At 30.6% G+C, this 11,183-nt stretch carries 9 protein-coding genes; 8 read left to right on the forward strand and 1 reads right to left on the reverse strand.

What is annotated here, in order from left to right:
- Nucleotides 1–176: 176 nt before the first annotated feature.
- Both deoD and DFR79_RS15500 read left to right on the forward strand, forming a co-directional pair.
- A complete protein-coding gene (deoD, locus tag DFR79_RS15495; RefSeq protein ID WP_133516371.1) occupies nucleotides 177–878 on the forward strand; it encodes a purine-nucleoside phosphorylase in 702 nt (233 codons plus the stop codon).
- Nucleotides 879–999: 121 nt separating this feature from the next.
- Complete coding sequence (locus tag DFR79_RS15500; RefSeq protein WP_133516372.1) at nucleotides 1,000–2,103, forward strand: RNA polymerase factor sigma-54; 1,104 nt, start codon at nucleotides 1,000–1,002, stop codon at nucleotides 2,101–2,103.
- A 26-nt stretch (nucleotides 2,104–2,129) separates the two neighbouring features.
- Here DFR79_RS15500 and DFR79_RS15505 read toward each other — a convergent pair whose 3' ends face one another.
- The gene (locus DFR79_RS15505; protein WP_133516373.1) at nucleotides 2,130–3,773 is read right to left on the reverse strand and encodes a methyl-accepting chemotaxis protein; all 1,644 of its coding nucleotides are present in this window, start codon (nucleotides 3,771–3,773) and stop codon (nucleotides 2,130–2,132) included.
- Between the two features lie 165 nt (nucleotides 3,774–3,938).
- Here DFR79_RS15505 and DFR79_RS15510 point away from each other — a divergent pair, with 165 nt between their 5' ends.
- The 6 genes from DFR79_RS15510 (at nucleotide 3,939) to DFR79_RS15535 (ending at nucleotide 11,075) form a co-directional block, all read left to right on the forward strand.
- Entirely contained in the window at nucleotides 3,939–6,716 is a 2,778-nt protein-coding gene (locus tag DFR79_RS15510; protein ID WP_243727827.1) for a sigma 54-interacting transcriptional regulator, read from the forward strand.
- 36 nt (nucleotides 6,717–6,752) lie between these two features.
- Nucleotides 6,753–7,070 (forward strand): PTS sugar transporter subunit IIB, encoded by a 318-nt coding sequence (locus DFR79_RS15515; protein WP_133516375.1) that lies wholly within the window; start codon nucleotides 6,753–6,755, stop codon nucleotides 7,068–7,070.
- Entirely contained in the window at nucleotides 7,071–8,333 is a 1,263-nt protein-coding gene (locus DFR79_RS15520) for a PTS sugar transporter subunit IIC (protein ID WP_133516376.1), read from the forward strand.
- Between the two features lie 12 nt (nucleotides 8,334–8,345).
- Nucleotides 8,346–8,654: a PTS lactose/cellobiose transporter subunit IIA gene (locus DFR79_RS15525; RefSeq protein WP_133516377.1), complete on the forward strand. Its 309-nt coding sequence runs from the start codon at nucleotides 8,346–8,348 to the stop codon at nucleotides 8,652–8,654.
- 237 nt (nucleotides 8,655–8,891) lie between these two features.
- A complete protein-coding gene (locus DFR79_RS15530) occupies nucleotides 8,892–10,139 on the forward strand; it encodes an ABC transporter substrate-binding protein (protein WP_133516378.1) in 1,248 nt (415 codons plus the stop codon).
- Nucleotides 10,140–10,163: 24 nt separating this feature from the next.
- Entirely contained in the window at nucleotides 10,164–11,075 is a 912-nt protein-coding gene (locus DFR79_RS15535) for a carbohydrate ABC transporter permease (RefSeq protein WP_243727828.1), read from the forward strand.
- Nucleotides 11,076–11,183: the final 108 nt, after the last annotated feature.

Here is an 11,183-nt window from a genome sequence, read left to right on the forward strand (position 1 = left end):
AAAGTTAGTGGATTGCAGAGAGCAATAAAGTCTCTTGCATTCTAAAATATTTAAAGGGAGTCTTAATCTATTTCCAAAAGCTACTTGACACAATCGTTATGGCAGTATTTTTGTTATTTTTCATAAAATATATTATAATAAGAATTAGAACTGAAAATATATAGGAGGTTATATTTATGAGTGTACACATTGGTGCAAAAAAAGGAGAAATCGCAGAAACAATTCTGCTGCCGGGTGATCCATTAAGAGCTAAATTTATTGCAGAAAATTATTTAGAAGATGTAAGCCAATATAATGATGTAAGAGGAATGTATGGATTTACAGGAACCTATAAAGGAAAAAAAGTTTCAACTCAGGGAACAGGTATGGGAATGCCCTCTCTTTCAATTTATGTTAATGAATTAATTAGAGATTATGGAGTTAAAAATTTAATCAGGGTTGGATCCTGTGGTTCCTTTAATGAGGAAGCTCAAGTAAGAGATGTAATACTAGCTAAAGCGGCCTGCAGTAATTCCAATCTAAATAAAATGCGGTTTGATGGCAAAGATTTTGCTGCAGCAGCCAGTTTTAAGCTTTTATCAAAAGCCTACCAGGTTGCAGAAGAAAAGTCTACAGATGTAAAAGTAGGTACAATTTTAAGCTCAGATGCCTTTTATAATGATGATAAAGAAGCCTGGAAGAAATGGAAAGAATATGGTGTTTTAGGAGTAGAAATGGAATCAGCAGAGTTATTTACTCTGGCAGCTAAGTATGGTGTAGATGCCTTAAGCATTTTAACTGTAAGTGACTCTTTAGTAACCGGAGAAGAAACTACATCTGAAGAAAGAGAAAAAACTTTTACTGATATGATGGAAATTGCACTTGAATTGGCTGAATAATTTAATTGATATTTATAAGATAATAGATATTTTAGAGCTGCTGATTAACAGTCAGACAGCTCTAAAATATTAAATTTTTGTTTTCAAAATTCAAAAAATTAAATTTGCAAGGAGTTTACTTATGCAGGTAGATATTAATCTGGATTTAAAAGCAAAACAGGAATTAGTAATGACTCCTCAATTACAAATGGCAGTAAAAATTCTACAGTATAATAGTCTGGAGTTAACAGAATTTATTAATGAACAGGCAAAAGAAAATCCTCTTTTAGAAATTATGGGAAATATGGAGAATGGTTATAATAATTCTGCTTACAGTGGAATAAAAAAAGAAGCTTCAAATTATGAAAACTTTGTTGCTTATAACCCTAAATTTTGTGAGAGTTTAGAAAATCAACTTTTTGAAGTTTTAAGTGATAATCAATTAGAGTTGGGTCAGTTTATTGTGGGTAATTTAAATCATAAAGGGGAACTAAGCTTAGAATTTGAAGAAGCTGCTCAAATATTTTTTGATTCAAAATCAGAAAAAAACATTGAAGAAATAAAAAGCATTTATAAAAAAATACAAAGTTTAGATCTAAAAGAAGCATTAAATTCCGTTAATCCATGTGCAGAATATGTTGAAGCAGATCTTATTGTGGAGAGAACAGAAACAGGTTATCAAATAATTGCTGATGATAATGACTTTAATTTAAATATTAGTTCCTATTACTTAAATTTACTAAAAAATAACAATGACTCAGAAGTAGAAGAATATCTGCAGAAAAAATATAAATCTGCTTTATGGTTAATAAAAAGCATTGAACAGCGGAAAAATACAATCATGAAAATATTAGAAACAGTTATTGATAAACAATATGATTTTTTTGAATCTGGCTTTAAATATTTATATACAATGACTATGCAGGAGATAGCAGAAGAGATAGAAATGCATGAATCAACAGTAAGTAGAGCCACAAGAAATAAATATATTCAGACACCACACGGTACTGTTCCCTTTAAAATATTTTTTAATAGTGGTATTGATAATTTATCGTCTGTCAGCATAAAAGCAATAATTGTTGAATTAATAAAAAAAGAAGATCAAAACAGCCCTTTAAGTGATGCAAAGATAGTTGAAATATTCAAAAGGGAATATGAACTTGATATTTCTAGACGAACAGTTGCTAAATATCGAAAATCACTTGCTATTAAAGGGTCAAGATCAAGAATGAAAAATAAGCCCTGAAAATTTTCAGGGCTTAATCTTATTTCTTAAATTGAAAATATATTCAACGTTTTTTCTAATTCTCTAATTATTTTATTTAATTCTTCTGAGACATTTGTTAATTTATCAGCAGAATTTTTTTGTTTTTCACTTAAAAGATTAACATCTTCTGTAGTGGCCGAAGATTCTTGAGCAATTGCTGCTATGTCAGTTATTTGTTTAGAGCTCATTTTTTTATATTTATTAATGGATTTTACAGATTTATCAAGATTTTTGATATATGAGATTATTTCATTTAGTTTGTCATTGATCATTTTAAAAGCAGATTCTGTTTCTTCTACAGATTTATGCTGTTCTAGATATATTTTTTTAGCTGTTTCGATTTCTGCAGCTGATTTTTTACTTTCCATCGTAATATCTTTTATAATATCTTTTATTACCTCTACAGATTTAGATGATTTTTCTGCTAATCCACGAATTTCTGCAGCGACTACGGCAAAGCCTCTTCCTGCATCTCCTGCTCTGGCAGCTTCAATAGAGGCATTTAAAGATAAAAGGTCAGTTTGCTCACTTATATCTTCAATTAGACTGATTACACTGTCAATTTTTTGTGCTTTTTGATTTAAATTTTGAATATCATTTATTACTTTATCAGAGATATTGGCAGCATTTTTGCTCTTTTCTTTTAAATTTTCAACAGTCTTATTAGCACCGCTGCTGGTATTTTTAATATTATCTGTTAACTGATTCATATTTTTAATTGCAAGATTTATATCTTCAATTTTTTGAGATAAATTTTTCATCATATCTGCTGCTGCCTGAGCTTCTTCTGCCTGTTTTACTGCTCCATCTGCAATACTACTTATTGATTCTGAAATAAGGATAGAATTTTCTTCAGAATTATTTGCAAGCTCATTAACCTGACTTGAATTATCGATTACTGATTCAGCAGTATTTTTATTCTTTTTAATCAGAGAAGTTATCTTAGTGGTCATTTTATTAAAACTATTAGCCAGAGTAGCAAATTCATCTTTACCAATTACATCAACTTTTGTATTTACTTGACCTTTCCCCACTTTATTTAGAGAATAAACAATTTTATCAATTGAAGCTGAAATATTTTTGGAAACAAGACTCGCAATAATTATTGAAATCAAAATACATAATATCGCTATAATCAAAATAAAGTTTCTGTTATTATGAATTTCTTTTAAAAGAGATTGTTTCTTATTCTCATCTATTTCAGTATCAGAGATGGAAATTAATTTATTATTTTGATCAGTTATCATCAGCAAAGAATTTTCACCAATATTTATATTTTCATATAAATCAGCAAAAATATCAGTATTTAAAACGAAAACTAGGGCACCAATTGTTTTGAATGTTTTAACACTGGTTAAAGATTTAATGAGATATAAATTATCATTGTTATTTATTTGTTGGCCCCAGATTGAATCACCTTTATTCTCGATTGCAGATTTATAAAACTGATTTTCAGAAAAATTTTCTCCAATTATTTCAGTAATATTTTTATTAAAGGTAGAAAAATTTGAACTTCCCGGTCTGTAAATAATTATTCCTTCAATTTCTTTATTTGACTGGACAATGGAGTTAAGTTGATTATTAACATCTTTGATATCCATTAATTTTTCGAAATCATCTTCATAATTTAACTTTGATATTTTTTGCATTAAATCTCGATTGGAAATTATACAAAATAATATATTTAATTAAAAAAATTGCAAATTTAATTAATTTATCTTATTATAGAATATGAAATCTTGATAATTTTAATTATCCAGTTGGAGGTGATTCAAATTAAAAAAGTTGAAAGAGTATATCAGTGTTTAAAAAAGATGAATGATCAGCAGGAGGGAGTTTCTGCAGCTGAAATTGCATCTAGGCTTGATTCTAATCGGGCAAATATTAGCCGTTATTTAAATCAATTATATAGAAATGACAGACTGGTCAAAATTCAGGGAAGACCTGTTCTTTATAAATTAAAGCCAGATAATGATCCAGATATTCTTAAAAAATCAGGAAATCAAAACATTGAGTTAAAAGATAATTATATAAATCAAAACAGTAAATTGGATGAAATTATCGGGGCAAATGGCAGCTTAAAAAGTCAAATCCAACAGGCAAAAGCAGCAATCCTGTATCCTCCTAATGGTTTACACACCCTCCTGCTGGGTGATACTGGAGTAGGGAAATCTATGTTTGCAAATTTAATGCATGGGTTTGCTGTAGATTCTGAGATGTTAGCAAAAAATGCTCCTTTTGTCCAGTTTAATTGTGCAGATTATTCTGACAATCCTCAGCTCTTAATTGCCCAGATCTTTGGAGTAAAAAAAGGTGCCTATACAGGTGCTAATAAGGATCGAGAGGGGCTCTTAAAAAAAGCTGATCAGGGAATTTTGTTTTTAGATGAAGTTCACCGGCTTCCTCCTCAGGGACAGGAAATGTTATTTACTTTTATTGACAATGGATATTTTCGCCCCCTTGGAGAAAGTGAGCAAAAACTAAAGGCAGAGGTGCAGATTATTGCGGCTACTACTGAAGAGCCGGATTCATTTTTATTGAATACTTTTGTCAGGCGGATTCCGATGGTAATAAAGCTGCCATTATTGAAAAACAGAGGACTTAAGGAACGATTTAGATTGATAGAAAATTTTCTCAAAGAAGAGTCAAAAAATATAGGTAAAAGTATTTATATTGACAGAAACTCTCTTGTCTCTTTTTTATTATATGATTGTCCTAACAATATTGGTCAGCTGGCGAGTGACATTCAACTGGCGAGTGCTAAATCATTTTTAAACTTTAAAACTTCAGATAATAAATATATCTTGATTTCGCAGGAAGATATACCTGAGCATGTACAAAAAGGGATACTAAACTTTCATCATCAGCGTACAGAAGTTGAAAATCTATTTAAAGGACAGAATGAGGTTCTGGAGTTTTCAGATAGTGATCAGAATAAAATAGTTAACAGTAGTGCAAAGTCAAATGTTAAAGCCGAAGATTCTCAGCTTGGAAAACTATTTTATGATGTTATAGAGGAAAAGCTAAATAGTTTAAGGCGAGAAAATATGGACGAAGAAAAAATTCAAAAAATATTAAATATTGATATAGAATCTCATTTTAAAAAGCATTTAGAATCACTGCCTGATATAATTAATAAGTCCGATATAAATAAAATAGTGGAAAAAGAAATTGTAGAAATCACTGAAGAAATTCTCCAGTTATCTTCTAGAAAACTTCAGCGGAATTTCAATAAAAAAATATTTTTAGGATTAGCCCTTCATCTGCAAAAAAGTATAGAAAGAATTAAAGCAGGCGAAAAAATTTATCATCCTGAGCTAAATAATATCCGGGTAAATCATTTTCAGGAGTTTATGACAGCAATTGAAGCTGCTTCTTTGATAGATAAAAAGTTTGAAATAGAAACACCTTTAGATGAAATTGGATATATTAGTATGTTTTTAATCAAGAATCCCTATCAAATTAGAGATAAGAGCAAATCAAAAGTAGCAGTATTTATACTAATGCATGGTAATTCGACTGCAAGCAGTATGGCTGAGGTGGCAAATAAATTATTGGATGAAAAATTTGCTGTAGGAATAGATATGCCATTAGAGATGGATGCACAGGATTTTTTTAATAAAACCAGTCAGCAGATCAAAGAACTGGCTCCAAATAGAGATGTTTTATTGCTTGTCGATATGGGATCCTTAACTGGTTTTGCAGATATGATCGAACTGGAAGATAATAAAAATATAAAAATAATAGATATGGTAAGCACTCCAACAGTTATTGATGCCTGTAGAAAAGCAATCCTGGGTCAGGGCTTAACTGAAATTTATAATAGCTGTCTCAATTATGCTGTCCAGAGAGGAAAAAAGGCATTAACTAGAAGTGGGATAAATAATAAAATAGAGGCTGATCCTGAACTACAAAATAATCATTTTGAAAATCTGATAATAACAGCCTGTTTTACCGGTGAGGGAGCTTCCAGTAAGTTAAAAGAAATTATTGAAGCTAGATTTTCTGAGGCGGAAATAAAAATTATATCTTTAAATATAATTGATTATGATAAGTTTATTAAGAAAATAAAAAGATATCAAAAACAGTTTAATTTACTTGCAGTTGTCAGTACTGTGGATATCAAAGAAGCAGATATTCCATTTATTCCAGCTGTAGAAATCCTTTCTGGAAAAGCATTTGAAAAGTTAAATGATCAACTGGATGGTTTAAAAAAATACAGTAAAATAAAAAATTCTTTGAGTAATCATTTGGAAAAATTAAACAGCAGTAAAATTGTTAATGAGTGTAAAAATATTATAGATTCAATTATCAATGATTCTAAAATTATGATTGATAATGATGTTAAAGTTGGAATACTGCTTCATATGATTTTTTTGATTGAGAAATTACTTAAAGGAGAAGAAGGAAATGTTTTTGAGAACCTGGAAAATTATAAAAGAAAGAATAATTTGTTTATGCAAAAAGTAGCAGATAAAATATTTTTTCTGGAAAGAGAGTATGCTGTTAAAATCAGTCAAGATGAGATTGCTTATCTTACAAAAAGTTTTTTAAAAAATTCGAATCTGCAGAAGGAGATAGAGTTAAATTAACTCTAAGGGCAAATTTAATTACAGGTGGCGATAGGAATGGAAAATGTTGTTTTAGTTTGTACTGCTGGAATGTCAACCAGTATCTTAGTCTCAAAAATGAATAAGATAGCAGCTGAGAATGAGATTGAGATTAATATAGAAGCTTTAGCACAATCTGAGCTTAAAAATTATTCTAAAAAAATTGATCTTATTCTGCTGGGACCTCAGGTGAAATATTTATTAAACAACTTAGAACGAGATTATAAAAATTCAGAGATTAAATTTGATGTTATAGATAGTGTACAGTATGGAACCTTAAATGGTAAGGCTGTTTTAAATCATGCTTTAACTCTTTTAGATAAAAAGGTGATATAAATGTTTAATAAATTTATCCAGATACTTGAGAATAAATTTGTTCCTTTAGCATCTAAACTGGGCTCTCAGAGACATCTCCTGTCTATTAGAGATGGTTTCATTTCTATAATGCCTTTAGCGATTATTGGCTCCTTAGCAATTTTAATTAATAATTTTCCAATCGTATATTATCAGGAATATATGTCCAGTTTATTTGGAACTGAATGGACCTTATTTTCTGATTATATCTATAATGGAACCTTTGCAATAATGTCTTTATTAATTGTATTTTCAATCAGTTATAATTTAGCTGATTCTTATAATGAGGATCCTCTGCTGGCAGCTTTAATTTCTTTTTCATCCTTCATAATAACAATTATTCAGACAGATGCTCAGGGATTTTCAATTCCTTTTCAGTGGTTAGATGCTTCCGGGCTTCTGGTAGCTATCGTAGTTGCTATTTTAGCTACTGAAATATATGTTAAAACAATGAATTTAATTAGTTCAAAAAAGAAGCAGGAAAAAGGCACCATGACTCCAATTTTAAATCGTTATTTTTCGGCTCTAATCCCAACAATTTTTATATTTTTAATTTTTTCTTTAATGAGATTAGTTTTTGCTCAATTTGGGATTGAAAATATAATTGAAGAAATTTATCGATTAATTCAGCTTCCCTTAATGGGACTGGCAAATAATCTACTTACAGCATTAGTTATTGTTTTTATTGGTCATTTTTTCTGGTTTTTAGGTTTACATGGAACTAATATTCTAGAACCGGTAATCCAGGCTTTATATTTACCAGCTTTACAGGAGAATATTCAGGCTGTAAGTAATAATTTGGCTGTACCCAATATTTTTACCAAACCATTTTTTGATTCTTTTGTTTATATGGGAGGTAGTGGTACAACTTTAAGCCTGTTAATAGTTATATATTTATTTTCAAATTCAAAAAGGAAGAGAGACTTAATGAAATTGAGCTCTACCCAGTCAATTTTTAATATTAATGAACCAATTTTATATGGGCTGCCGATTGTAATGAACCCTATTTATTTTATTCCATTTATTTTAACACCTCTTATCTTAACCTTAACTAGTTATCTTGCTATTCTAACTGGTTTTGTTCCTAAAACAATTGCTATGGTTCCCTGGGGTACTCCACCCATAATAAGCGGGTTTTTAATAACGGGTTCTATATCTGGTTCGCTATTACAGGTATTTAATATCTTTATCGGAATCTTAATATATTTTCCTTTTGTCAAAATAGCAGAGCGGATTAAGGAGTAAAAGGAGGTAACTATGGATTTAGAAAAAATGATATTTACCATTATTTCTTATAGTGGTGATGCTAAAAATTTGTTTATGGAAGCTATTAAATATGCAAAAAATAATGATAATGATCAGGCAGAAATCTGCTTTAAAAGGGCAGGAGATAAATTATATCAGGCTCATTTAAAACAAACAGAGTTAATTAAATTAGAGAATAATGGGGAAAAAATTGAAAATAGTATTTTATTAACCCATGGGCAGGATCACTTGATGACAGCATCTTTATTAAAAGATCTGGCCAGAGAGATTATAGATTTACATCAAAAGCTTAATAATTAAAAAATAGTGTGTAAAAGCGTGTAACTAATCAGTTATGCGTTTTTTTTATGTGTTTTTTTAATAAATTATATTATAGTATAAAACAATTTAATTTTTAAAAATACTTATAATAACAGGGCTCAACTCTAATTTTTAATCTTTTGAAAAGCGATGAAGCAATTAATATGTCAAAAAACATTTTTCTGGCATGCAACTTGCAATTATATATAGACAAACAACTATAAGGAGGAATTTTTTATGAAGAAGAGAAGTATGATTTTTGTTTTAACAATGCTTTTAGTTTTAACTGTTGGGGCGGTCGCTGGTGCTGTGGAATTAAGAGTTTATACTATGTTTTCTGGTGCTGATCCAGCTTCTGGAGCCTATCAAGATCTGATAGACGAATTTAAGGCAGAACATCCTGATGTAGAAATTATTGATGAATCAGCCACTCTGGATGAGAGTGTAAAGGTAAGAATCGAAAATGATTTTGCTTCCGGAAATGAGCCGGATATTACAATGTATTTTACTGATTCACAGGCAAAGCCGATTGTAGAATCTGGCAGAGTAACTCCTCTTAATAAAATTTTAGCCAATAATCCGGAATGGAAAGCTGGGTTTCTACCTTCTGTATTAGAACAGGTTAAATACAGTGATGGAAATATATATGCTCTCCCTATTACTGGATTTTACGAAGGTTTAATTGTTAATCTAGATTTATTTGAAAAATATGATGTTAAAATTCCAGAAAATGAAGAAGAATTATATACTGCGATTGAAACATTTAGAGCTAATGATATTGTACCAATGGCTGCTGGCCTTGGTATGACACCACACTATAATATAGAACATTCAATTTTAAAAGTTGGTGGAGCTAAAGCTCATGATGCCGGTATCGCCGATGGAATCAATCCAATGTGGATTGAAGGTTTAAATCATCTGCGAGAATTGTATGAGGCAGATGCTTTTCAGAGAGATACTCTAACTCAGGATTGGTCAGGTGCTCGTCAGCTATTTAAACAGGGTAAAGCAGCTATGTTAGTAGAAGGATCATGGGCCATTGCGGATGCACAAAATGAAGGTGCTAATCGAGTTACAATTGTGCCATATCCAAAAATTGGAGACAAGGGAAATAAAACTGACTTAATAGCTGGTTTTACTTCCGGAATGTATTTAAGTAAAGAAGCTTATAATGATAGTGAAAAGAAAGAAGTTGTTATTGATTTACTTAAACATCTAACCAGCAAAGAGGCAATTAAAAAAATTGCCGAGGCTAATGGAGGACTGCCAGCAGCAGATGTAACTCCTGCTGGTTTAACAAAGCCATATCAGGATGGATTAGAAATGTTCAAAAATGCTGATCATGTGTCACTTCCCATTGATGCTCAGATTCAGCGTCCAGCCTGGCAAACTCTGGTTGATGGAGTAGCCTATATTGTTTCCGGTAGAAGATCTGCAGAAGACATTTTAGAAGAAGTAAGAAAAATAGAACTACAGGCAAAATAAATAATAAAAAGAGGAGCGGCATATTTGTCTGCTGCTCCTTACTTTTCACTGGGGGTGGAAACAATTAAATTCAAAAAAGATAAAAAAGTAATTTTCTTCTTTTTATTACCGGCATTGTTATTCTGGAGTATATTTTTGTTTTATCCTATTTTAAGAAGTTTTTATAAGACATTTTTCTTTACAGTTCATAATATCAATCCTGAATATATCGGTCTGGGTAATTATCTTAAATTAGTAAATGATCCTGTAATTTGGATTGCAACTAAAAATACATTTATTTTTATGATTGCAGCAGTAGTTTTTCAGGTTGGACTTGGGATTTTACTGGCAGTTTTTGTTGATTTAATAAGATATGGTAAAAACTTTTTTAGAACAACCTTTTTCTTTCCGATAGTTCTGTCGGCAGCATCTTTAGGTCTTTTATTTCGCCTGTTATATAATTATAATGCTGGTCTTTTAAATTCGGTGCTTAAATTATTCAATCTGGAGCCAGTATTATGGCTTGATGCATCTAAGGCACTGGCCATGGTGATGATTCCAACAATCTGGCAGTATGTTGGCTTTTATTTTGTTATTATTCTGACTGCCCTAACGAAAATACCAAATGCTTTATATGAAGTGGCAGAGATAGAAGGGGCAAATACTTTCCAGAGAATAACAAAAATCACCCTGCCGCTTATTTTTCAGGATATTAGAGTTTGTATAGTTTTAGCAATAACAGGTACTTTAAAAGTATTTGATATGGTCTGGATGATTACAGCTGGAGGACCTTTTGATTCTTCTCAGGTCCTAGGTACCTATATGTACAGTACAGTTTTTCAGCAGAGATTATTTGGCTATGGTTCAACAATTGCAATTTTTATAATTGTTTTGGGTGTGGTTGTCACCTCATTAACCAATAAGTTTATTGGAAATAGAGGGGTAACAATAGACTAAATAGTATAAGATACTCAAACTTCGCACTTGTAAAAGTGCTTTTGCACCTTGAAATTTCAATATTTTTTAGCAAAAAAATAGCATGAAACCCCCGCTTTTGGTATAATT

Source organism: Halanaerobium saccharolyticum, assembly GCF_004362045.1.
Taxonomy (GTDB): domain Bacteria; phylum Bacillota; class Halanaerobiia; order Halanaerobiales; family Halanaerobiaceae; genus Halanaerobium; species Halanaerobium saccharolyticum_C.